Origin of the sequence: Actinomyces timonensis (genome assembly GCF_040702965.1) — a bacterium.
Taxonomy (GTDB): domain Bacteria; phylum Actinomycetota; class Actinomycetes; order Actinomycetales; family Actinomycetaceae; genus Actinomyces; species Actinomyces timonensis_A.
Window position 1 is genome coordinate 2,178,440 of sequence record NZ_CP159989.1, and the last position, 21,886, is coordinate 2,200,325.

The 21,886-nt window shown below is 73.5% G+C and carries 19 protein-coding genes; 4 read left to right on the top strand and 15 right to left on the bottom strand.

The features are described from left to right. Positions 1-30: 30 nt before the first annotated feature. The 3 genes from ABXS69_RS09445 to ABXS69_RS09455 all read right to left on the bottom strand — a co-directional run bounded on the left by ABXS69_RS09445 (position 31) and on the right by ABXS69_RS09455 (position 2,583). Complete coding sequence (locus tag ABXS69_RS09445; RefSeq protein ID WP_366180407.1) at positions 31-732, bottom strand: DUF6318 family protein; 702 nt, start codon at positions 730-732, stop codon at positions 31-33. Positions 733-994: 262 nt separating this feature from the next. Then, the gene (locus ABXS69_RS09450) at positions 995-1,912 is read right to left on the bottom strand and encodes a hypothetical protein (RefSeq protein WP_366180408.1); all 918 of its coding nucleotides are present in this window, start codon (positions 1,910-1,912) and stop codon (positions 995-997) included. Next, on the bottom strand, positions 1,909-2,583 hold the full coding sequence (locus ABXS69_RS09455; protein WP_366180409.1) for a histidine phosphatase family protein: 675 nt from the start codon (positions 2,581-2,583) through the stop codon (positions 1,909-1,911). Before ABXS69_RS09455 ends, ABXS69_RS09450 begins: the two co-directional genes overlap by 4 nt. An 85-nt stretch (positions 2,584-2,668) precedes the next feature. Here ABXS69_RS09455 and dapD point away from each other — a divergent pair, with 85 nt between their 5' ends. Further along, positions 2,669-3,640: a 2,3,4,5-tetrahydropyridine-2,6-dicarboxylate N-succinyltransferase gene (dapD, locus tag ABXS69_RS09460; RefSeq protein WP_366180410.1), complete on the top strand. Its 972-nt coding sequence runs from the start codon at positions 2,669-2,671 to the stop codon at positions 3,638-3,640. A gap of 144 nt (positions 3,641-3,784) precedes the next feature. On the opposite strand, the gene ABXS69_RS09465 is transcribed toward dapD, so the two are convergent. The 9 genes from ABXS69_RS09465 to ABXS69_RS09505 all read right to left on the bottom strand — a co-directional run bounded on the left by ABXS69_RS09465 (position 3,785) and on the right by ABXS69_RS09505 (position 15,955). Beyond that, complete coding sequence (locus ABXS69_RS09465) at positions 3,785-5,206, bottom strand: citrate synthase (protein WP_366180411.1); 1,422 nt, start codon at positions 5,204-5,206, stop codon at positions 3,785-3,787. 156 nt (positions 5,207-5,362) lie between these two features. Further along, positions 5,363-6,580, bottom strand: coding sequence for a succinyldiaminopimelate transaminase (gene dapC, locus ABXS69_RS09470; RefSeq protein ID WP_366180412.1), 1,218 nt, complete (start codon positions 6,578-6,580; stop codon positions 5,363-5,365). Between the two features lie 134 nt (positions 6,581-6,714). After that, on the bottom strand, positions 6,715-7,068 hold the full coding sequence (gene fdxA, locus ABXS69_RS09475; protein ID WP_366180413.1) for a ferredoxin: 354 nt from the start codon (positions 7,066-7,068) through the stop codon (positions 6,715-6,717). A 202-nt stretch (positions 7,069-7,270) separates the two neighbouring features. Next, positions 7,271-10,114 (bottom strand): VanW family protein, encoded by a 2,844-nt coding sequence (locus ABXS69_RS09480; RefSeq protein ID WP_366180414.1) that lies wholly within the window; start codon positions 10,112-10,114, stop codon positions 7,271-7,273. Positions 10,115-10,141: 27 nt separating this feature from the next. Beyond that, on the bottom strand, positions 10,142-12,064 hold the full coding sequence (gene typA, locus ABXS69_RS09485) for a translational GTPase TypA (RefSeq protein ID WP_366180415.1): 1,923 nt from the start codon (positions 12,062-12,064) through the stop codon (positions 10,142-10,144). Between the two features lie 154 nt (positions 12,065-12,218). Then, a complete protein-coding gene (locus tag ABXS69_RS09490; protein ID WP_366180416.1) occupies positions 12,219-12,884 on the bottom strand; it encodes a PH domain-containing protein in 666 nt (221 codons plus the stop codon). 82 nt (positions 12,885-12,966) lie between these two features. After that, a complete protein-coding gene (locus ABXS69_RS09495) occupies positions 12,967-13,974 on the bottom strand; it encodes an LLM class flavin-dependent oxidoreductase (RefSeq protein ID WP_366180417.1) in 1,008 nt (335 codons plus the stop codon). Between the two features lie 185 nt (positions 13,975-14,159). Further along, positions 14,160-14,729, bottom strand: a complete 570-nt coding sequence (locus tag ABXS69_RS09500; RefSeq protein WP_366180418.1) for a biotin transporter BioY — start codon at positions 14,727-14,729, stop codon at positions 14,160-14,162. 191 nt (positions 14,730-14,920) lie between these two features. Beyond that, positions 14,921-15,955 (bottom strand): alpha/beta hydrolase, encoded by a 1,035-nt coding sequence (locus ABXS69_RS09505; RefSeq protein ID WP_366180419.1) that lies wholly within the window; start codon positions 15,953-15,955, stop codon positions 14,921-14,923. A gap of 3 nt (positions 15,956-15,958) precedes the next feature. On the opposite strand from ABXS69_RS09505, the gene ABXS69_RS09510 reads away from it, so the two are divergent. After that, positions 15,959-16,528 carry an NUDIX domain-containing protein gene (locus tag ABXS69_RS09510; protein WP_366180420.1) on the top strand — a complete coding sequence of 190 codons (570 nt, stop codon included), beginning with the start codon at positions 15,959-15,961 and terminating at the stop codon, positions 16,526-16,528. 87 nt (positions 16,529-16,615) lie between these two features. Here ABXS69_RS09510 and ABXS69_RS09515 read toward each other — a convergent pair whose 3' ends face one another. Further along, on the bottom strand, positions 16,616-17,560 hold the full coding sequence (locus ABXS69_RS09515; protein ID WP_366180421.1) for a patatin family protein: 945 nt from the start codon (positions 17,558-17,560) through the stop codon (positions 16,616-16,618). A 196-nt stretch (positions 17,561-17,756) separates the two neighbouring features. On the opposite strand from ABXS69_RS09515, the gene ABXS69_RS09520 reads away from it, so the two are divergent. Beyond that, the gene (locus tag ABXS69_RS09520; protein WP_366180422.1) at positions 17,757-18,929 is read left to right on the top strand and encodes an NADH:flavin oxidoreductase/NADH oxidase; all 1,173 of its coding nucleotides are present in this window, start codon (positions 17,757-17,759) and stop codon (positions 18,927-18,929) included. Between the two features lie 103 nt (positions 18,930-19,032). Here the strand turns inward: ABXS69_RS09520 and ABXS69_RS09525 are convergent, their stop codons facing one another. Beyond that, entirely contained in the window at positions 19,033-19,449 is a 417-nt protein-coding gene (locus ABXS69_RS09525) for a YchJ family metal-binding protein (RefSeq protein ID WP_366180423.1), read from the bottom strand. Next, on the bottom strand, positions 19,446-20,843 hold the full coding sequence (locus tag ABXS69_RS09530) for a M18 family aminopeptidase (protein ID WP_366180424.1): 1,398 nt from the start codon (positions 20,841-20,843) through the stop codon (positions 19,446-19,448). Before ABXS69_RS09530 ends, ABXS69_RS09525 begins: the two co-directional genes overlap by 4 nt. Positions 20,844-21,221: 378 nt before the next feature. Between ABXS69_RS09530 and ABXS69_RS09535 the strand changes: the two genes are divergently transcribed. Beyond that, positions 21,222-21,821: a GtrA family protein gene (locus tag ABXS69_RS09535; RefSeq protein ID WP_366180425.1), complete on the top strand. Its 600-nt coding sequence runs from the start codon at positions 21,222-21,224 to the stop codon at positions 21,819-21,821. Positions 21,822-21,886: the final 65 nt, after the last annotated feature.

The window sequence follows — 21,886 nt, forward strand, 5'->3', positions numbered from 1 at the left end:
AGGCCGCAAGGAGCGTCAATATTTCCGCTATCATTCTGTGGACACCTCTCCGACGTGCCAGGCATCGTCGTAGTACCGCAAGGCGAAGAAGACGGTCTTTTCTTCCGCTGGTTCCACCACAACTTTCCCACCCTTTTTGATGGACGTTGACTCAGTGCTCGTCATGATGGTCCTGACCCCGCAGTACTCCTTTCCCTTACCCGGGGAGATGTATTGAAAATCTGTGAGTTTTAGTTTCCAAAAATTGCTCCAGCCACCCTTGGCGTGAAGATCGGTTATCGCATTGATCGCAGAGGTGCAGAATGTGCATCTGTCCTCGCTCATGGCGGCCAGGTCGGTGGTGTCGCCGGTGACGAAGGCGTACCGGTAGAGCTCGATGAAGTGCACGGCGGCGCGGACGGCTCCTTGCTGGGTGTTCTCAGTGGCCTCGGCCGGGACGGGGGGCTTGGGCATAGCCAGGGCGGTGGCTCTCTGAGCGGCCAGCTCGGGGCTGAGCGAGGCCGCCGCGCTGGTGGGGGTGGCGGCCGCGAACTGCGTGGGCAGGGTCCCGCTGACCTCGGGCGGGGCAGGGTCCTTGGCGCAGGCCGCCAGCAGCACCAGGCCCAGGGCGCAGCACGCCACCAGGGCCACGACGATCGGACGGCGGCTGCCGGCGTCGAGACGAGCGCGGCGCCGTCGAAGCGCCGCGGGCCGGGGAGTACGGACCGGCAAGGAGGAGGACGAGGGGGCCATGGGCGCTGGGGCCTTCCAAGACGGCGGGGCGGGCGGACGTGGACCAGGGAGCGGCGCGAGACCCCAGGTCGGCCCCAGACGACAGCGGCATCGCCGTCGGATCCCAACCCTAGAACCCCGCCCACCCCCAGCACCAGACCCCACCACCAATCTGTGGAAAACCCCCACCAGCCCCAACCCTGTGGACAGCGAACCGGTCTCGCTCCTAACAACGACCGGTCTCGCTCGTAACAACGACCGGTCTCGGTTCAGGGGGGGAGGGTTAATCCGGGTTCGGGCTGAAGCGCGGCCAGGTGGAGGTATCAACGGGGTAGCCGTTCGCCGCCGCGTGGTCCAGCCAGCCCTGGGGCAGCCAGGTGCGGCCCACCACCTGCGGGTGCTCGGGCATGTACAGCACCGACCACAGAACGAGGATGAGCTCGGCCCATTGGCCGCGCAGCTTCCAGCGCGCGGTGCCCTTGGCATTGCCCGCCGCCATGACGATCTCGCCCGGGCCCGTGGAGGCCGCCTCCTGCACCTCGTGGTAGCCCACCGGCATGATGCCCTCGCCCGTTCCGATGTAGATGCCGTGCGTGGACACAGTCACGCGGGCGTTGGCCAGGTGGCGCCATCTCTCGACGGCGTCCGCCGCGGCCGCGCGGCGCCTCTTCTTGTTGACCACGGCCTGCCCGCCGAAGAACGCGGCGGTCAGCGCCAGCCCCACTGGCCCGCCCGCGAGGAAGAACCCCCTGGACGGGTTGTAGGTGGCGTCGCCGCGCCGCCACATGAGCAGCTCGGCATCACAGCTGGCCAGCATGCGCTCCCCCGATCCGAAGGAGCCGCGCACGGGGTCGATGATCGGCGAGACGGGGTTGGGGCGGCGCCCGGCGCGAGCGGCGGTGAGAACAGCGGCGGTGTTCCACCACACGAAGTCCTGCCCAGTCCAACTCGGCCTCGCGGCGGTCTTCTCCGCCGCGAGGCGCTCCGAGGCGGCCTGGGCCTCGCGGGCATCGACGATGTCGAAGATCTCGCGGACCTTGATGGTGACGACCTCGTCATTCTTCGACGGCCGGCGGATGAGCCCCCTCCTCGGCCCAGGCATCGGGGCGACGGCGGCATCGGGGCGCGCCTCGGCGCCATCCCCGGGCACGCCCTCCGCTCGCTTCTCCGCGTCCTCCCTCTGCGTCCTCTGAGAGGTCACGCTGCTCCCTTCTCACTGGCGGCGGAGGTTCCGGGAACCATGTCCTCGGCCACATGCAGGAGCTCGCCCGCGGGCTCCCAGTAGTCCACGCCCACAAGCGTCCCGCCGTCGAAGGCGAGGGAGGTCAGCGAGGCGAGCGCGCACTGGCGGCGCCGGGGATCGTGTGCCAGGGGACGCCCCTCCACCCAGAGCCGCGTGGCCCACACGGGCAGCTGGTGGGACACGAGCAGCGCCTCGCGCCCGCGAGCGAGGGGCAGCGCGGAGCGGATGGCCCCGCTCATGCGGGTCACGAGCTCGGCGTAGGGCTCACCCCAGGACGGGCGCAGGGGGTTGGTGTAGTACGGCCAGTGGCGCGGATGCGCCAGCACCCAGCGGTTCCGGTTGACGGCGACCCCCTCGAAGTGGTTGCCGGCCTCGATGAGGCGCCCGTCCGTCGTCGCCTCCAGCCCGTAGGCCCGCGCGGTGGGGGCGCCGGTCTCGACGGCGCGCTCCAGGGGGGAGGTGATGACGGCGGCGATGTCATGATCGGTGGAGCGCAGGACCTCCGCGACGCGCTCCACCATGCGCTGGCCGAGCTCGGAGAGGTGGTAGCCGGGCATGCGCCCGTAGAGGACGGCCTCAGGGTTGTGGACCTCGCCGTGGCGCATGAGGTGGATCGTGGTGCGCTCCATGGATGCGATTGTGCCACCCGGGCGCGCCCAGCCCGGATACCGGGAGAGCCGGGCCGTGTCGGGGGGCCTCCCGTAGGGTAGGGCCATGACAACGCGAAGCGCCTGGGGCCTCGGCCTGGCAACCGTCACCGACGACGGCTCCACCCTCGACGTCTGGTACCCGCGGCCGGTCCTCGGCGATGAGCCCGAGGACGGCCACTCCGATCTGCTCGCCACGCTCTCCGCGATGGAGACCAAGGATGAGGCGCGGGGGGTCCACACCACGGTGGTGCGCACCTGGGCGGATCTCGACGACTCCCCGCGGACCGTCGCCGGCTCCTACCTGCGCCTCCATGTGCTCTCGCACCGCTTGGCCGAGCCGAACACGGTGAACCTGGACGGCATCTTCTCCCGCCTGCCCACGGTGGTGTGGACGGCGGTGGGCCCCTGCGCCGCGGAGGGCTTCGAGGCCACCCGCATGCGCCTGCGCCGGGCCCTGGGCCGCCCGGTCCAGGTTCATTCCGTGGATAAGTTCCCGCGAATGGCGGACTACGTGGTGCCCTCGGGCGTGAGGATCGCCGACGGCGCCCGCGTGCGCCTGGGCGCGTACCTGTCCGAGGGCACGTCGGTCCTGGCATCAGGCTTCGTCAACTACAACGCGGGCACCCTGGGCCGCTCCGTGGTGGAGGGGCGCGTCTCGCAGGGTGTGCTCATCGGCGACGGCTCCGACATCGGCGGCGGCGCCTCCACGATGGGGATGCTCGCCGACGGCGGGCTGAGGCGCGTGAGCATCGGCGAGCGCTGCCTGCTGGGCGCCAACTCGGGCCTGGGCATCCCCCTGGGCGACGACTGCGTCGTGGAGGCCGGTCTGTACATCACCGCCGGGACGAGGGTGTCGGTGATGCCGTCAGGCGGCGTCATCCCCGGTGGTCACGGACTGTTCCGGGAGCCGCGCGTGGTGGCGGCCCGTGAGCTCGCCGGCGCCTCGAACGTCCTGTTCCGCCGCAACTCGCAGTCCGGCGCCGTCGAGGCCCTTCCCCGCGGCGGCAAGAGCATCGAGCTCGGCGCCGCGCGCTAGCCGGCCTCCGCGCCCTCAGCCGCGGCGGGCATCAGAGGCGAGCGCGTGGGAGCGGGAAGGGGCCCCGCGGGCTCGTCGGCATGGCCTAGGCCGGCTTGGACGGGGGATGCGCGCGGGCCCTCCCCGCCGCCCGGGAGGATCGACTCACACCTTGTTGACGCGGTCGAGCGCACGCTCGCCCGAACGGGTGGCGGGGTAGACGGCGTCGGAGTGCTTGCGGCGGTGGATGGCCACGTAGTGCCGCTCGGTGGCGCCGGTGTAGACCTGGCGGGGACGACCGATGCGCTTGGCAGGATCGGAGATCATCTCGCGGTACTGGGCGATCCACCCGGGCAGGCGCCCCAGGGCGAACAGGGGCGTGAACATCTTCGTGGGGAAGCCCATCGCCTGGTAGATGAGTCCGGTGTAGAAGTCCACGTTCGGGTAGAGGCGGCGCGAGACGAAGTACTCGTCGTTCAGGGCCGTCTCCTCCAGCTCCATGGCGATCTGGAGCATTCGATCACCGGAGTCGCTGCCCAGGCGGGTGAGCACGTCATGGGCGGTGGCCTTGACGATGGCGGCGCGCGGGTCGTAGTTCTTGTAGACCCGGTGGCCGAAGCCCATGAGCCGCACGCCGTCCTCCCTGTCCTTCACCTTGCGGACGAACTCGGCGGTGCTCATGCCCGAGGCCTGGATCGTGTCGAGCATCCGCAGGACGGCCTCGTTCGCGCCGCCGTGCAGCGGACCGGACAGGGCCCCCACGCCCGCGGCCACGGAGGCGTACATGTTGGCGTCCGCTGAGCCAACGAGCCGCACCGTGGAGGTGGAGCAGTTCTGCTCGTGGTCGGCGTGAAGGATGAGGAGCATGTCCAGGGCCTTCACGATCGCGGGGTCGATCTCGTAGGACTGGTAGGGCATCCCGAAGGTCAGGCGCAGGAAGTCCTCCACGTATCCGCACTTGGGGTCCGGGTAGACCAGGGGAAGGCCGATGGCGCGCCGGGCGATGTAGCTGATCATCGTCGGCATCTTGCTCAGCAGCAGGACGGTCGCGAGCTCCCGCTCGTAGGGGTCGTGCGGGTTGAGGGTGTCCTCGTAGTAGGTGGCCAGGCCGGAGATGCCCGCCTGGAGGATCGCCATGGGGTGGCCGGAGGAGGGGAACGCGGTGAAGAAGCTGCGGAAGTCCTCGTGGAGGAGGCGGTGGCGGGCGATGCGCCGCTCGAAGCGCTCGAAGGTCTCGGCGTCGGGGAGGTCGCCGTTGATGAGCAGGAAGGCGACCTCTAGGAAGGAGGAGGACTTGGCGAGCTCCTCAATGGGGTAGCCGCAGTAGCGCAGGATACCGGCGTCGCCGTCGATGTAGGTGATCTCGGAGGCGCACGAGGCCGTGTTCGTGAAGCCCGGGTCGAGGGTGACCATGCCGGTGGACGCGAGGAGCTTGCCCACGCCCAGCCCGTCGGAGCCCTCGGTCGCGTAGGCGCGCGGGAGCTCCAGGCGGCGGTCTCCGATGGTGAGGATGCCGACGGCGTCGCTGTCGTTGAGGGACCGCAGCTCGGCGGCGGCTGCGCTGGCGGCGGGGCTGGTGTCGGTCATGTCGGTCTCCTCCCTGTTCGGCGCTCCGCGCGGGCGGGCGCCTCGAGCCGGTGGGCCTGGGGCCACGGGGTCCGCCTCACTGTAGCGATCGCGCTGTCACCTCCGCGTCACCTCCCAGGGCGCGGAGGCTCCGTAGCACCTCCGCCCGGCTGCCGCTCAGAAGCGGAAGAGCGCGGCCGCACGGGGCGAGCGCAGGCGTTCGCAGGCGGCCGCCACGCGCTCGTCGGTGCCGGTCAGGCTCATGCGCACCCGCCCGGCGCCCGCCTCCCCGTAGAAGTCGCCCGGGGCGACGATGATCCCGAGCTCGGCGAAGGCGCCGACGAGCTCGTAGGCGCCCCTGGCGGCGGCCTCCTCGGGCAGTCCGAGCCACAGGTAGAGGCCCGCCACGGATGCGGGATCGCCCACGAGGCCGGCCGCCGCCGTCGCCTCGACGAGGGCCTCGCGACGGGCGCGGTAGACCTCGCGCTGGGCGGCCACGTGCTCGTCGTCGCCCAGGGCGGCGGCCATGGCGGCCTGGACGGGGGCGGGCGGAAGCATCCCGGTGTGCTTGCGGATCTCGGTGACGGCGCTCACGAGCGCCGGGTCCCCGGCGAGCAGGGCGGCGCGGTAGCCGGCGAGGTTGGACTGCTTGGACAGGGAGTAGAGGGCGAGCAGCCCGGTCATGTCCCCGCCCGTGGCACGGGGATCGAGGAGGCTGGGGATGGGCTCGGCATCCCAAGGGGCCTCCCAGCCGAGTTCGGCGTAGCACTCGTCGGAGGCGACGACGGCGCCGCGCTCGCGCGCCCAGGCGACGATCCGCGCCAGTTGGTCGACGCCGAGCACATGGCCGTCAGGATTGCCGGGGCTGTTGAGCCAGATCATGGCGATGGGGCGCTCGGGGGCGCCCGCGCCGCCGGGGAGGTCCCAGGTGGCGGGATCGGCGTCGGTGTCGACGGGGACAGGCGTGGCCCCGGCGATGCGGGCGCCGACGTCGTAGGTGGGGTAGGCGGCGCGGGGGTGGAGGACGAGGTCGCCGGGGCGCGCGCCGAGCTGGAGGGGCAGGAGCGCGACGGGCTCCTTGGAGCCGATCGTGGGGATGACGTGGGCGTCGGTCAGGCCGGTGACGCCGCGGCGGCGAGCGGCCCAGTCGATGATGGCGGCGCGCAGGGCGGGGGTGCCGGTGGCGGCCGGGTAGCCGGGGGCGTCGGCGGCGGCGGCGAGCGCCTCGCGGGCGATGGCGGGGACGCGGTCCACGGGGGTGCCGACGGCGAGGTCGACGACGCCGCCGGGATGCTCTGCGGCTCGGGCCCGGTAGGGGGCGAGCGCGTCCCAGGGGAAGTCCGGGAGGGCGAGCGGGCGGGGCAGGGCGCGGGGCCGGTCCGTGGAGGCGTTCACCACCGCATTGTCCTCCAAGCCTCAGCGAGTTCGCGCTCTTGGTGACGAACCCGTGCCCCCGGCGACCTCGTCACCAGGAGTCACGAGGTCGCCGATGACCGCGCGGCATGGGCGCCGGTGAGGGCGCGGCGGCCTCAGTCGAGACCGTGCTCGGCGCGGTAGTCCTCGTTCTGCGGGGGTAGGGCGGCGATCATGGGGTCGTCGTAGTCCAGGGCGCCGGTCTTCTGGGCGCCGCCCGGCGATCCCAGGCCGCGCAGCTCGAAGAAGTCGATGTTAGCGCGGGTGTAGTCCCCCCACTCCTCGGGGACGTCGTCCTCGTAGAAGATCGCCTCCGTGGGGCAGACGGGCTCGCAGGCGCCGCAGTCCACGCACTCGTCGGCGTTGATGTACAGGCTCCGCTCGCCCTCGTAGATGCAGTCGACCGGACACTCGTCGACGCAGGCACGGTCCTTGACATCCACGCACGGCTGGGCGATGACGTAGGTCATGGCGGAGTTCCTCTCGACTAGGTCCCGGGCCGCCCGCCGGCGGCGTCCGATCAAGGCCAAGTATTGCCCCGTCCGGACCGAATCCCCAAGACGACCGCATGGTGGCGGCGAGCACGCCCGCGCGGGCATCCCGCGCGACGGCCTCCCATCCGGGGAGCACGGAGCGGTCGCCGCCTCGCCGCGCCTCGCGGGCGCGATGCGTCTAGTCCTGCCGGCCGAAGCCCGCTTTGGCTTCGGGCGCCGGCGGGGCCGCGGGGGCATCGACGGGGGGCGCCGCCTGAGCCTGGGGCTCCGCGGGGGCCGCGGGGGCCTGGGGCTCCGGGGCGGCGGCCGCGGGGTCAGGCGAGGACCCGCCGGACGGCGCCTGCTGGCCCTGCGCGCTCGTCTGAGAGGAGTCGCCGGGACCCTGGGGCTGCCCGGCCTGCGCGCTCGACGGCTGCGCGGGGGCGCCCCCGCCGGAGCAGGTCACGGCGTTGTCGGGGTCATAGGTGGTGCGGAGGGTGTCCTCGGTGACGGTGCCGTCCGGCGCCTTGCGGCTGCGGGTCACCGTGATGGAGAAGCCGCCCTCTCCCCCGCCGTAGGGCTCGCAGCGGGGGCCGGAGCGGTTGACGGTGCCGATGGGGGTGTAGCCCTCCTTCTCACCGGAGACGATCGAGACGTCGTAGTGATGCGTGGACCACAGGCGCACGTGCACCTGGCCGTCCGCCGCCCAGGCCTGGATGAGCGCGGGATAGGGGGTCGAGTTGGAGAACTTGACGTCCTTCTCCGGCGACCAGAGGGTGGCCTCGCGCCCCGCCGGGTAGCGATCGAACCAGTAGGAGTGGGGATGGTGCTCGACGTCGTCCATCCCGGCCTCGTACGCGGCGTTGAACACGGTGGTGCCGATCTGGGAGAGCCCGCCCCCGAAGGCCTCGGTATGGACCCCATCGAGGATGACGCCGGAGGAGGTGAAGCCGTGCTCGGCGTCCACGGGCTCCAGGGAGTCGTTCGTGGAGAAGGTGGCCCCCGGCATGACGATCTTGCCGTTGAGCGCGGCGGCGCCCGCGATCAGGTTCTGGGTGCGGGCGGGGTCCTCGTAGTAGGGGGTGGCGTACTCGCCGACGATCTCCTTGATCCCCCAGTCCGCCTCGGCAGTGGTGGTGGACGGCGCGGTGGAGGTCATCGGCAGGACGACCTGGCGCTGGGAGGTCCCCACCTGGGTGCTGCCAGTGGTGATGATCTCGGTGGACAGCGCGGTGGTGTCGATGGCCAGGCCGTTGACGGGCGCTACGTACCGCGGTCTGGCGTCGGCGCGGCCCTCGATGGTCCACCCGGACTCGACGGCGGCCCTCTCGATCTGGGAGCCCATCGCCGCGACCACCGCCTGGCGCAGCGCGTCGGGGTCGAGGGTGGTGGACAGCTCGCCCGTCTTGGAGCTGATGCGCAGCATGGGGGCGAGCCGCTGGGGGCTCAGGGTGAGGGCGCCGGTGGCGGGAGCGGCCGTCGTCGCCCCGTCCGCGGTGACCGTCACGGGCGCGGACAAGAGGGGGGTGATGACGCTATCGGCGTAGGACTGGGCCTGCTCGTCGGTCACGGCGGGGCTCGTGGTCCCCTCGACGAGGGCGATGGTGGAGTCCCCCAGCGGCCAGTCCGAGGACAGGCCGCTGACCGAGGCCTCGACGTCGACGCCGGTGCCGGCGCGGCTCGGCGAGACCACGGGCTTGGTGCCCTGCAGGGAGATCTCGGCGTTGACGGTGCCCGACGAGAGCTCGCCCAGGTGGCTGTTGAGGCTGCGGGTGAGGGCGGCCGAGTCCACGGAGGTGGCGGCGGGCACCGAGTCCCCGCCGAGGCGGTCGATGATGGTGAGCGGGTTGAGGGTGAACCCCGTCAGGCGGCCGACGCTGGAACCGGCGTCCACGCTCACGCCCGAGTCCGCGGGCGTGATCTGGGCGGACTTATCGCCGGCGGTGACCGTGACCGGCTGGGCCAGGCTCTCCGCGAAGAACTGCTCGACGGCGCTCCTCGCCTCCGATGGGCTCATCCCCCCGACGCTCACCCCGCCGACGGTCGAGCCATCGGCGAGGGCCTGGGTGGTCCAGATCGCCCCGCCGAGCCACGCCGCGGCGACGAGGGCCGTGGCGGCGATCATGAGGCGCCGGGGATTGCGGACGGACCCCTTGGCCAGGCCGAGGAGGACGGCGGCTCGGCCAGCCCCCTCATCCTCATCAGGACGATCAGCGGCTCCCCCGGCATCAGCGTCGGCCTTGGCGCCCGCCCCCTCGGTGGCGGTCTCCGGGGTGGCGGTCCCGGTCCGGGTGGGGCTCGGTCGCGTGGCCGCGACTGCTGCGCCAGCGGCGGCAGTCGCGGCGCCGGTGGCCACCGCGGTGGCGGCGCCGACGGCGGGATCCGCGAGCTCAGCATCCGCGCGGGACGGGGCCCCGCCCTCGGGAGCATCGGCCGCGTCCTCCGGGGAATCGGCGCTGGCCGGCAGGACAGCGGCGCGCGTGGCCGCCGCGACGACGCCCAGGGCGGCGGCAGCGACAGCGGCGTCGGAGACCCCGACCAGGCCGGTGGGCTCGGCGCTCTCCCCGGCGACCGCGATCTCGGCCTCACCCGTCTCAGCACCGCCGTCCTCGGCGGGCGCGTCCGAGGGCGTTCCATCGGCGTCGTCGGCAGGCTCGGCGCCGCCGTCAGCCGCGCTCCCGATTCCCTCCACCGGCTCCCCGGGGACGACGGCCTCGGGCAGGGCGACGCCGATCCGGTCGGCCAAGGTGGCGATCGCCAGGGCGCTCGCCGCGATGGCGGCGTCGGCCGGCAGCGCGGCATCGGGGACCGCGCCCCCGGCCTCGAGGTCGTCGGCAGCGGCCTCGTCGACCGGGGCAGCCCCGGCCCCGTCGGCATCGCTGGCGTCGGGCGCCCCATCCTCCTCGGGCGCGGCCTCGTCGAGGGCATCGCCGTCGAGCACCTCCCCGCCGTCGGCCTCCTCCGCGGCGTGGTCGGGGGTGGCGGCATGCAGGGCCTCCAGCGCAGCGGTGACTTCGTCAGGGCTGGTCACAGCATCATTCATGAGGGAACCTCCAGGGAAGGGCGGTCATCAGGACTGGGAACGACGACGGCGGGCCGCCTCCTTGAACCGCTCCTGGGAATCAAGAATCACCTTACGGATGCGCACGGCCTCAGGGGTGACCTCCACGCACTCGTCATCGGCGGCGAACTCGAGGGCTTCCTCGAGGGTGAGCCTGCGGGGCGGCACGAGCCCCTCGAAGGAGTCGGCGGTGGAAGAGCGCATGTTGGTCTGCTGCTTCTCGCGCACGACGTTGACGTCCATGTCCTCATTGCGGGGGTTCTCCCCCACGACCTGCCCCTCATAGGTCTCCTGAGTGGGCTCGACGAAGAAGGTGCCGCGGTCCTGGAGGCGGATGAGGGCGTAGGCGGTGACGGCGCCCGCGCGGTCCGAGACGAGGGATCCCGTGGTGCGCGAGACGATCGGTCCGGCCCAGGGCTCGTAGCCCTCCGCGATGGAGGAGGCGATGCCCGTGCCGCGGGTGTCGGTGAGGAACTGGCTGCGGAAGCCGATGAGGCCGCGCGCGGGCACGAGGAACTCCATGCGGATCCAGCCGGTGCCGTGGTTGGTCATCGTCTCCATGCGGCCCTTGCGGGCCGCCATGAGCTGCGTGACGGCGCCCAGGTGCTCCTCGGGGACGTCGATCGTCATGCGCTCGACGGGCTCGTGGCGCTTGCCATCGATCATGCGGGTGACGACCTGGGGCTTGCCGACGGTGAGCTCGAATCCCTCGCGGCGCATCTGCTCGACGAGGATGGCCAGCGCCAGCTCACCGCGCCCCTGGACCTCCCAGGCGTCGGGGCGGGAGGTCGGCAGGACGCGCAGGGAGACGTTGCCGATGAGCTCGCGGTCGAGGCGGTCCTTGACCTGGCGGGCCGTGACCTTGGCGCCCTTGGTGCGCCCGGCCATCGGGGAGGTGTTGATCCCGATGGTCATGGAGATGGCGGGATCGTCGACGGTGATGAGGGGCAGCGGGCGGGGATCCTCGGGGTCGACGAGGGACTCGCCGATGGTGATGTCCTCGATACCCGCGATGGCCACGATGTCACCGGCGTGGGCCTCCTCGGCGGGCTTGCGGTCCAGGCCCTCGGTGACCAGCAGCTCGGAGACGCGGGCATTGGCCAGGGTGCCGTCATGGCGGGCCCAGGCCACGGCCTGCCCCTTGCGGATCGTGCCGTTGTGGATGCGCAGCAGCGCCAGGCGGCCCAGGAACGGGGAGGCGTCCAGGTTGGTGACATGGGCCTGGAGCGGGGCGCCCTCGTCGTAGGAGGGGCCGGGGATCCGCTCGATAATGGTGCGGAAGAGGGGCTCGAGGTCCCCGTTGGCGGGCAGCTCGCCGTCGGCCGGCTGGGCGGTGTCAGCGCGGCGGGCCTTGGCGGAGGCGTAGATGACGGGGACGTCGAGGACGGCGTCGAGATCGATGTCCGGGTTCTCGTCCGCGAGGTCCGAGGCCAGCGAGAGCAGCAGGTCAGTGGACTCCGAGACGACCTCGTCAAGGCGGGAGTCGGGCCGGTCCACCTTGTTGACCACGAGGATGACCGGCAGGCTCGCGGCCAGGGCCTTGCGCAGCACGAACCGGGTCTGCGGCAGGGGCCCCTCGGAGGCGTCCACGAGGAGGACGACGCCGTCGACCATCGACAGGCCGCGCTCCACCTCGCCGCCGAAGTCGGCGTGGCCGGGGGTGTCGATGACGTTGATGGTGATGCCGTCCGGCAGACCGGCCTCGACCGCGGCGGGGCCCGCGTAATGGACGGCCGTGTTCTTGGCGAGGATGGTGATGCCCTTCTCGCGCTCGAGCTCCCCGGAGTCCATGACCCGCTCGGCGGTGTTCTCCTGCGTGGCTCGGGCACCGAACGCCCCCGCCTCCCAGAGCATCCCGTCGACAAGGGTGGTCTTGCCATGGTCGACGTGGGCGACGATGGCGACGTTGCGCAGGTCCTGGCGCACGGTCATATGTGGGCTCTTCTTCCGTCTGGGGAGCGCCCGGGGAGGACGCGGTGCCGGGCCGACACCGCGCGCGAGGCGCACAGCGGGCCAAGGCTAGTCGCGCGCCCGCCCGGCGCGCCATGGCGAGGGTGACACCGCTCCTGTGCTGCCGCTCACGGCTCTACACCAGGAGCAGGGCCCCGGCCACGACGACGGCGATCGCAGCGATCGATATCACAGCGATCGCCCCCGGGCTGCGACGGGCGGCGCGCTCGCGCGAGGACGGCGCCGCGCCGTCAAGCCGCGCGCGGTAGGCGTCGATGAGGTCGGCGGCGCGCTCCGCGCTGAGGGCCAGCACGATGGGGCGGCCGCGGCCATGAGCGCCATCCAGGCCGCGGCCCCCGGCGCCGGGGAGGAGCCCCTCGGCCCCTCCCGCCTCCGGCCCCTCCCCGACGGCGGCGCGCGAGCGCTCGATCTGCCGGTTGACGCCGATCGACAGCCCGCCCTGGCGGGGCGCCGCGGCGACGGGGACGCGGGCGCCGTCATCGGTGATGATCTCCAGGCCCCAGCGGCCTCCACAGCCCTGGTAGGCGTCCCAGCCGACGCGGTGGGTGACCAGGAGGTTGCGCGCGGTCAGGCCTCGCTCGTCGAGGCGTAGCTCGGGCTGCCACCACAGGGCGTAGGCCGCGGCCGTCGCGGCGAGGGCGCAGGCCAGGGCGATGAGGAAGTGCCGGGCGCCGTCGTTGATGCCGATCGTGACCGCGAGCGCGGCCCCGACCCCCGCCACGAGGACGGTGAGGGGACGGCCGAACCGGGGACGGACGATGACTGTGGGAACCGTGAGCATGCCCCCATCCTCCCCCTCCTCTCATCGAGACCGGTCGGCGAACCGGTCTCGCTCCTATTTTCGACCGGTCTCGCTCATGGGATCAGGGGCGCCAGGCGGAGGCGAGGAGCTCGTAGGAGCGGCGGCGGGCGGCGGCGTCGTGGATGTGGGTCACGACGAGGACCTCCTCCAGGCCCCAGCGCTCCTCGAACTCGCGCAGGCCCGCGACCACCGTCTCGGGCGCCCCCACGAAGGACAGGCGCATCGCCTCCTCGACAGCGCTCTCCCTCCCGGCCGCCAGCGCCCGCCAGTCCTCCGGATCCTCCAGCGGCGGCTCCAGCGGGCCCGGGGCGCCGGACACGAGCCGCGCCGAGGAGGCCATCGCGGTGGAGAAGAGGCGGCGCGCCTCATCCTCGCTGGGCGCGACGGCCGCGTTCACCGCCGCGGCCACGCGCGGGGCCTCAACGGTGGCCGTCGGCGCGGAGGCGTCGAAGACCGACCGGTAGGTGGCCACGGCCGCCTCGGCCTGCGAGGGAGCGAAATGCGAGGCGACGACGAAGGGCAGGCCCAGGGTGCCGGCGACCCTCGCCCCGTTGACCGAGGAGCCGAGCACCCAGACGGGCGGGCGGGTCCCCTCCCCCGGGACCGCCCGGACCCGGCTCCCGGGACCGCCCGGCTCTCCGTGCCCCAGGTAGCCCAGGATGTCGGTGATGCTCGATGTGAAGGCTGCGGGGTCCGCCGGGCCTCGCCGCAGCGCCCCCGCCGTCATCGTGTCCGTGCCGGGCGCGCGCCCCAGCCCGATCCCGACCCGCCCGGGGTACATCGTGGCGAGGGTCCCGAACTGCTCGGCGACGATGAGGGGCGAGTGGTTGGGGAGCATCGAGCAGCTGGCCACGCCGATCCGCTCCGTCGCGGCGAGCACCTGGCCAAGCAGGATCGGCGTGGCCGAGGACAGGTAGAGGGGCGAGGCGTGGTACTCGGTGACCCAGTATCGGGCGTAGCCGGCCCTGTCAGCGGCGCGCGCCAACTCGCGCATCTCGGCCAGGGCGGAGCCCCGGTCGCGCCCGACGACGGCGGGGACGGGGTCGAGGACGGACAGGTCGGCGCTCATGGCGGAACGATATGGCTCCGGTCGGGGGGAATCGTAGGCCAGAAGGCACACCCCGTCACCTCGCGCGATCCTCCCGGGCCCGGCCCTGGGCTTGCCCCTGGCCCGCCCCGGCCCGGTCCGGGCCTCACACGCGACCGGCCCGGGCGATCACCGCCCGGGCCGGTCGCGCAGCCGGCTCCGCGCGCTCAGCGGCGCTTGGCGGTCACCACGGCCATGAAGGCGGACTTGAGGAGATCGCCGATGAGGAACGGCGTCAGGCCCAGGGCGACGGCCTTGCCCCAGCCCACCCCCAGGGCGATCTTGAGCCACATGACCCCGGGGACGAACACGGAGCCCGAGGCGATGAGCATGAGGGCGAAGCGGGCAGGAAGGCCAGCGTCCGAGCGGGCGACGCGGCCCGCGAGCCCCGCGGCCAGGGCGTAGCCGAGCACGTAGCCGAAGGAGGCGGTCACCCCACCGCTCCAACCGGCGAGGACCGGGGCGCCGACGGCGGCCAGCCCCGCCAGCAGGAGAGAGGAGGCGATGCCGCGCAGGCTGCCGAGCGCGGCGCCGACGCCGAGGGCCGCGAGAGTTCCCAGGGTCACCGGGACCGGGGTGAAGGGCAGCGGGAGAGAGACCTGGCCGATGAGGGCGATGGCGGCGGTGCCCAGGATGATGAGCGCCGTCTCGCGCGCGGCGAGGGCGAGGTGGGAGGCGGGCGCGGCAGCGGTCGCAGCACCGGTCGCGCCGGTCGCTGACGAGGTATTCTTGATCATGGCCCCACGGTATTCGGGGGCTCCCCGAGCGGGATACCCCGGACCCGCGCAGGCCGACCCCTCTCCCTCTTGTGCGGTTCCCACAAAAAGGGGCGGTGCGCGAGGAGACGAGCGCGCGGGCCCGGGGGACGAGGCGCCCGCCACCGCGCCCCGGCGGCTCCGAGCGCGCCCCGGCATCGCCGGGAGCGCCCTCAGAGGATGCGCGCGATCCAGCCCAGGATGTCGCCGACGGCCTCGTCCCGGTTGGTCTCATTGAGGGCCTCGTGGCGCGCGCCCGGATAGAGGCGCAGGCTAAGAGGGGAGGCTCCAGCCCTGGCGTAGCGCCGCCCCACCCAGCGCGGCCCCCTCCCCATCGCGCCGACCGGGTCCCGGGACCCTGACAGGATGAGGATCGGCAGCCCCGCCGGCACGGCGTTGAAGACGGCGCGGCTGGAGGCCGTGCGCACGAGGTCGGCGAGGTCGCGGTAGAAGGCGTTGGTGTAGTCGAATCCGCACAGGGGATCGGCCACGTAGGCATCGACGACCGCCTCGTCCCGGCTGAGCCAGTCGTACCGGGTGCGGCCCGGCGCGAAGGGCTTTCTGTAGGGCCCCTGCACGAGGGCGTCGAGGATCCTCTCACGCCGGCGCGGCCCGCGCGTCCGGCACAGCGCCCGGGTAAGGCAGGGGCCGATGGCGCCGAGGATCCCCGCGCTCCCGGCCGTGCCCACGAGGATGAGACCGGTGATGGTGGCGGCAGGGTCGGCCCCGGGACCTGCTCCGAGCCTGGGGGCGAGCACCCGCGCCAGGATGGAGCCCCAGGAGTGGCCCATGAGGACGACCGGGAGACCGGGGAAGGCCCGCCCGATCCAGCCCCGCACCTGGGCGAGGTCGGCGAGGACCCTCTCAGCGCCGTCGGCGTCGGCGGTGTGCCCACGCTCATCGGGGGCGGCGATCGTCAGTCCGTGCCCGCGGTGGTCGTCGGCCACCACCGCGTAGCCGGCCCCCACGGCGCTGCGGGCGAAGGCCTCGTAGCGGGCGGCGTGCTCGCCCATGCCGTGGACGAGCTGGATGACGGCGCGCGGCACTGGCGCGCCGTCCTCATCGGCCGAGCCATCGGCAGGCGCCCAGACGCGCAGGGCGATGCGGCGGCCGTCGTCGACGGTGACCCATTCCCGGGCCTCGCGCGCGGCCCCCGCCTCCCGGGGAGCCCGCCCCGCGCCCGCGCCCGGCGATCCGCTTATGGTCATTCCATGAATGTACCCCGCCCGACCCCGTCCGCTCAGCCCTTCGCGCTGATCCCCGCCGCCTACCTCCTCCTCATGCGCGAGGAGCCCGGCCAGGGGGCGCCCTCGCTCCGCACGCGGGTGCTCCTGCAGCTGCGGCGCAGCACCGGCTACATGGACGGGCACTGGGCCTGCGGGGTGGCCGGGCACGTGGACGACGGCGAGCCCGTCACCCGCACGGCCGCGCGCGAGGCCGCCGAGGAGGTGGGGGTCACTGTCGAGCCGGGCTGGATCGAGCCGCTGACCACGCTGCACCGCTCGAACGACGTGGGCGGGGCGGCGCTGGAGCAGCGCGTCGACTTCTTCTTCACCGCGCGCTCCTGGACGGGCGAGCCGCGGATCATGGAGGGAGCCAAATGCGCGGGCCTGCGGTGGTTCGCCCTGGCGGGCCTCCCCGATCCGGTCCCGCCGCATGAGCGGGCCGTCCTGGAGCGCCTCGCCGCGGCTCTCGACGGCGGCGCGCCCGTGCCCGCGATCCTGCCCCTCGGCTTCGACGGCGAGCGGATCGCGCGCTACGGGGTGGCGCGCCCGCACTGAGGCGCGGCCGCGTGAGGGCGCGCCCCCATGAGGGGCGGGCGCCGTCTGCCGGCGCCCCGTCGCGGGCTCGGCACCGGCGAACCCGGCTCAGAGCCCGAGGAACGCCCTGATCGCGGGCATCTCCCGCCGGGCCTGGACGAGTCCCGCCTCGAAAGCGGTGGTGAGGCGGTCGTAGCGCAGCTCGCCGTTGGCGATGCCCATACGGTCAGGGCAGTACAGGTAGGCGCTGCCCTCGGCGTGGCGCCGCTCGAGGTCCTCCAGGGCTTCGTTGTAGTGGCGCGGGCGGTTGATGAGGGCCTCGGCGGCCGCGGGGTACTGCCGCAGGAGCCGCCGGTAGACCTCGGGGCGTCTCTCCTCGGGCTTGCGGTATCCGGCGGGGCGGGTGGAGATCACGAGGAGGCGCTCATAGCCGTCGGCGAGCGCGGCGTCGGTCGCGAACCCCCCGGTGGGCCCGAGAGCGCCGTCGAGGTAGGGGGCGCCGTCGATCTCGACCACGGGCATGAGCACCGGCATGGACGCGGAGGCTTGGGCGCGGGCGAGGAGATCAGCGGGCGTGGGCATGTCGGAGCGGTGGAAGTAGACCTCCTCACCGGTGTCGCAGCGGAAGGCACCCAGGACGAGCTCGGCGTCGGAGGCCTCGAGGGTCGGCCAGTCGACGGGCATCTCCTCGTCCGGGGCGGAGGTGTGGTGGTAGATGCGGTCGGAGTTGAAGTAGCCGCGCCCGCGGGCGAAGCTGCCCCAGCCGCCGGCGTCGCCGAGCAGGGGCATGCCGAGGTAGGCCTCGCGGGCGCGCCAGGTGTCGCGGGTGACCATGTTGACGGCGTTCGTCGCGCCGGCGCTGATGCCGCCCACCCATCCGAACTCCAGGCCCTCCTCCAGCAGGACTCGCACGAGGGCGCCGGTGTAGGCGCCGCGCATGCCGCCCCCCTCGAAGACGAGGGCGACGTCGTCGATCCGGGCGGTGACGGGGGCGGGGGCGTGCAGGGGGTGCCCGTAGGGGTAGTAGCCGTGCTGCCGATTGCGGGAGGTCACGGCGTCACGCTACCCCTCCCGCCCCTCCTCATCGAGACCGGTCGAAAACAGCATCGAAACCGGTCGATATGAGGATCGAGACCGGTCCGGCCCTCTGCCAGGCGCCCCATCCCACCATGTTCCCCCAGAGGAGAACAGCGCCCCCCGCCTCGCCTTTCCCCCGCAATGGGGGCTCGGAGGGTCGTAGCGTCGCGGCATGAGCACTCCAGACCTCCTCTCGCCCCTCCAGATCGGCCCGCTGACCGCCCGCAACCGCCTGTGGCTGCCGCCCATGTGCATGTACAGCGCGCAGGAGCGCGACGGCGTCGCCACCGACTGGCACGTCCTGCACTACGGGACGCGCGCCGTCGGCGGCTTCGGCACGGTGATCGTCGAGGCCACCGCGGTGACCCCTGAGGGACGGCTGTCCGAGTTCGACCTGGGCCTGTGGGATGACGCTCAGATCGAGGGGCACCGCCGCATCGTCGCGGCGATCCACGACGGCGGCGCGCTGGCCGGGGTGCAGCTCGGGCACGGCGGCCGCAAGGCGGGCACGCCCCCGTGGCGGCCGGACGCGGCGGGCGCCCGCGCGGGGACGCTTGAGGGCTGGGACCTCGTGGCGCCCAGCGCGATCGCCTATCCCGGCCAGGGGCACGCGGTCCCGCGCGAGTTGGACGAGGCCGGGATCGCGCGGCTCGTGGAGGCCTTCGCCCAGGCCGCGCGCCGGGCGGTCGCCGCCGGTTACGACCTCATCGAGATCCATGGCGCGCACGGCTACCTCGTCCACCAGTTCCTCTCGCCGCTGTCCAACACGCGCTCCGACGCCTTCGGGGGCGATGAGGCGGGCCGCCGCCGCTTCCCGCTCCAGGTGGTCGCCGCGGTGCGCCATGCCATCGACGACGCCGGGAGCGCGGTGGGCGCCACCGGCGGGGCTGAGGCGGGCACCCCGCGGGCGCTCGGCATCCGCCTGTCAGCCACCGACTGGGCCGAGGGCGGGCTCACCGGCCAGGACACCGCGCGCCTCGCTGTCGAGCTCGCGGCCGCCGGCGTTGACGCCATCCACGTGTCCACCGGCGGCAACGCGCCCGGGACGGTGCCGGTGGGCCCTGGCTACCAGGTGCCCTACGCCGCGCAGGCGCGCGCCGCCCTAGCGGCCTCGGCCGCCGACGGCGGGCCGGGGGCGGGCGTCGTCGTGGCCGCGGTGGGGATGATCGACTCCGCGGCGGAGGCCGAGGCGATCCTGACCGCGGGCGATGCCGACGCGATCGCGGTGGGCCGCCCAGCCCTGCGGGATCCCTACCTGCCCGCGCGCTGGGCCCATGAGCTGGGTGTCGACGACTGGCGCGAGGCGGGGCTGCCCGTCCAGTACTGGCGCGGCGCCTGGCGGTGAGGGCCGGTTCGGCGCGCCGCCCGCCCCCAGGGCCCGGCGGCGCGCCGAACCGGTCTCGGTCCTCATATCGACCGGTCTCGGTCCTGATTTCGACCGGTCTCGATCAGAGGGCGGTCTCGTAGAGCCAGCGGCCGGCGCGGCGGATGAAGCGGGCGCGCTCGGCCAGCTCATCCTCCACGACCCCGCCGCGCCCGTCCCAGGCACGGTAGCGGGCCACGAACTCCACGATGCCGGTCTCGTCCGCTGCTCCCCCGCCGACCGTCTCCACGATCCGCAGGCCCAGCCAGGCCGTTCCGGGGTGGCAGTACGGCCCGGGCGGGCGTGTGCGCGGGTGCCAGGTGCGGAAGACGTGGTCCTCGTCGCCGACGGCGAAGGCCGAGTACCTCGAGCGCATGAGGGCCTCGGCGGTGGGGGCGGGGGCGCCGTCGTGGATCGGCTCGCAGCACGCGCCGAACACCGCGCCGCTCCCGCAGGGGCAGGGGTCCGAGGCGCGCGCCCCGGCGGTGCGCACGCCGCTCATGCCCCGGCCCAGTAGGCGGCGAGCGCCTGGGCGAGCCATGGCCCGTCGACGACGGCGCACATCTCCCGCTGAGAGTGCATGGACAGGATCGGCTGGCCGACGTCCACGGTGGTGATCCCGAGGCGCTGAGCGGTGATCGGCCCGATGGTCGTCCCGCAGGGCACCGCGTTGTTGGACACGAAGACCTGATGCGGCGCGCCCGCGGCCGCGCAGGCCCGCTCCCAGAGCGCCTGGCCGGTCGCGTCGGTGGCGTAGCGCTGCTGGGCGTTGATCTTGAGGACGGGCCCGCCGCCCAGCACCGGGCGCACGACGGGGTCGTGGAGCTGGCCGTAGTTGGGGTGGACGGAGTGCGCGGCGTCGGCGCTGAGGCAGGTCGAGCGCGCGAGCATCGCCTCGTAGGCCTCGCCGGTGATCCCCAGCGCCCTCGCCAGGCGCCGCAGGACCTGCTCGAGGAAGGGGCCGGCGGCGCCAGAGCGGGTTCCGGAGCCGACCTCCTCATGGTCGTTCGCGACCAGGACGACGACGTCGCCCGACGCCGTCCCGCCAGCGCCCCGCCCGCCCGCGTCGGCGCGCAGAGACTCCAGCGCTAACAGTGACGCGATCACGGAGCTGAGGTTGTCCAGGCGGGAGGAGGCGATGAACTCGGCGCGGCGGCCGAATCGGGCCGGCGCCTCAGTGGGGTAGGTGAGGATGTCGTGACCGGCGAGGTCGTCCCGATCGATCCCGGCGATCTCGCACAGGTGGGCCTCGACGTCGTCGGCGGCGCCCCCGTCGCCCAGGGCCCAGATGGGGGCCAGGTGGGCCTGGCGGTCGAGGTGGAGGGACTCGTTGACACTGCGGTCAAGATGCGGGGCGACCTGGGCGACGCGGGCGATGGGGCCGGTTCGCACGAGGTGGCCGGTGCCGTCACGGGTGACGAGCCTCCCGGCCAGGCCGAGCTCGCGGTCGAGGAAGGAGTTGAGCAGGGGCCCGCCGTAGACCTCGGCCCCGAGGAGCGCGAAGCCGTCGCGGCCCATCTGGGCGGCGGGCTTGAGCTTGAGGGCGGGGGAGTCCGTGTGCGAGCCGACGATCCGGAAGGCGCTGGCGCCCCCGGGCTCCTCGGGCAGGACCCAGGCGGCGATGGCACCGTCGCGGACGGCGCAGCCCCGCTGGGGCGTGGCGGGCCCCCAGGGCTCAGCCTCATCGAGAGCGGTGAATCCGGCGGCGGCCAGTCGCCGCGCGGCCTCGGCGGCGGCGTGGTAGGAGCTCGGGGAGGCGGACACGTAGTCCATGAGCTCGCAGGCGTAGGCATCAGCGTCGCGCAGGGCGCTCGCGGCGGGGCGGGCCTCGCGCGGGGACGGGTCGGCAACGGCTGCGGGTCCGGAGGGGTCGGCTGCTGCGGGCGTCTCGGGCATGGCCGCATCCTCGCACCGATCATGACAAGGAGCGGCATCATGAGCGTCCCCGGCCCCGGCCCGGCAACCGCGGGGGTGCCCGTCTCAACGGCCTCGCGCGTCCTGGACGACCGCCTTCCGGTCTCGCGCGCCGCGACCGCCGGGCGCGGGGCGGCGGGCGCGGCGGAGGCGGCGGAGGCGGCCGGGACGCTCGCGCCGGTGCGGCCCGTGACGCGGGTGGGCGCGCCGGCCCTCATCCCGTGGGCGGAGGGCGCGGGACCCACTATCCGCCTGGAGGAGTTGGTCGCGGGGGCGCGCCTGGGCAAGACTGGGATGGCATGGGGGGCGTCGCGAGCCGCGGCCAGCGGTCCCCGGAAGCGAGCGCGAGGAGGGACTGGTATGTCGAGCACGAGGCCCGAGGCCGCCGTCGTGGCGGGGAAGCGGGGCACCGCGCGCGAGTCGGCCGCGCCTCTCAGCGGCCCGGCGGCCCCCGGCGGCGCCCCGGCGCCGGCGGCTCGCGCCTCACGCGCCCCCGAGCGATTCGCCCGTTTCACCGGGGCCGTCCATCGCTTGATCCCGGCGGCGCTGCGGCGGCTGGTCCCGGAGACCTTCATCGGCTACGCGGTCATCAACGGCTCGGCCTTCCTGCTCGACATCGCCTGCCTGAGCCTGTTCTACAACCACTTGCACTGGTGGTACTCCCTGGCGGTGACGGTGGGCTACGTGATCGCCGGGGTGTACTCGCTCCTGCTCAACCGCTGGCTCAACTTCCAGTCCCATGAGCACCTGGCCCTCCAGGGCGGCCGCTACTTCATCGGCCTGATCAGCCAGTACGTCATCTTCATCCTGGGGCTGTCCAGCCTGCTGCACTGGCTCGGCGTCAACGCGCTGGTGGCCCGGGTCGTCTCCGCCTGCTGCGAGGGCCTGTACCTCTACGTGTTCGTGCGCCTGTGGGTGTTCCGCGACTCGGCCCGTGACAGGGCCCCCGCGTCCGCCTGATCGGCGGCCGCCCGGCCCCGGCGAGCCCGGTCTCCGTGCTTCCGCCCCGCTCTCCGCACCCGTTG

Excerpts from the sequence above, each read along its gene's own strand:
- ABXS69_RS09445 (WP_366180407.1), bottom strand. The coding sequence starts at position 732 with ATGGCCCCCTCGTCCTCCTCCTTGCCGGTCCGTACTCCCCGGCCCGCG.
- ABXS69_RS09455 (WP_366180409.1), bottom strand. The coding sequence starts at position 2,583 with ATGGAGCGCACCACGATCCACCTCATGCGCCACGGCGAGGTCCACAAC.
- dapD (WP_366180410.1), top strand. The coding sequence starts at position 2,669 with ATGACAACGCGAAGCGCCTGGGGCCTCGGCCTGGCAACCGTCACCGAC.
- ABXS69_RS09465 (WP_366180411.1), bottom strand. The coding sequence starts at position 5,206 with ATGACCGACACCAGCCCCGCCGCCAGCGCAGCCGCCGCCGAGCTGCGG.
- fdxA (WP_366180413.1), bottom strand. The coding sequence starts at position 7,068 with ATGACCTACGTCATCGCCCAGCCGTGCGTGGATGTCAAGGACCGTGCC.
- ABXS69_RS09480 (WP_366180414.1), bottom strand. The coding sequence starts at position 10,114 with ATGAATGATGCTGTGACCAGCCCTGACGAAGTCACCGCTGCGCTGGAG.
- typA (WP_366180415.1), bottom strand. The coding sequence starts at position 12,064 with ATGACCGTGCGCCAGGACCTGCGCAACGTCGCCATCGTCGCCCACGTC.
- ABXS69_RS09490 (WP_366180416.1), bottom strand. The coding sequence starts at position 12,884 with ATGCTCACGGTTCCCACAGTCATCGTCCGTCCCCGGTTCGGCCGTCCC.
- ABXS69_RS09495 (WP_366180417.1), bottom strand. The coding sequence starts at position 13,974 with ATGAGCGCCGACCTGTCCGTCCTCGACCCCGTCCCCGCCGTCGTCGGG.
- ABXS69_RS09500 (WP_366180418.1), bottom strand. The coding sequence starts at position 14,729 with ATGATCAAGAATACCTCGTCAGCGACCGGCGCGACCGGTGCTGCGACC.
- ABXS69_RS09505 (WP_366180419.1), bottom strand. The coding sequence starts at position 15,955 with ATGACCATAAGCGGATCGCCGGGCGCGGGCGCGGGGCGGGCTCCCCGG.
- ABXS69_RS09510 (WP_366180420.1), top strand. The coding sequence starts at position 15,959 with ATGAATGTACCCCGCCCGACCCCGTCCGCTCAGCCCTTCGCGCTGATC.
- ABXS69_RS09520 (WP_366180422.1), top strand. The coding sequence starts at position 17,757 with ATGAGCACTCCAGACCTCCTCTCGCCCCTCCAGATCGGCCCGCTGACC.
- ABXS69_RS09525 (WP_366180423.1), bottom strand. The coding sequence starts at position 19,449 with ATGAGCGGCGTGCGCACCGCCGGGGCGCGCGCCTCGGACCCCTGCCCC.
- ABXS69_RS09530 (WP_366180424.1), bottom strand. The coding sequence starts at position 20,843 with ATGCCCGAGACGCCCGCAGCAGCCGACCCCTCCGGACCCGCAGCCGTT.
- ABXS69_RS09535 (WP_366180425.1), top strand. The coding sequence starts at position 21,222 with ATGTCGAGCACGAGGCCCGAGGCCGCCGTCGTGGCGGGGAAGCGGGGC.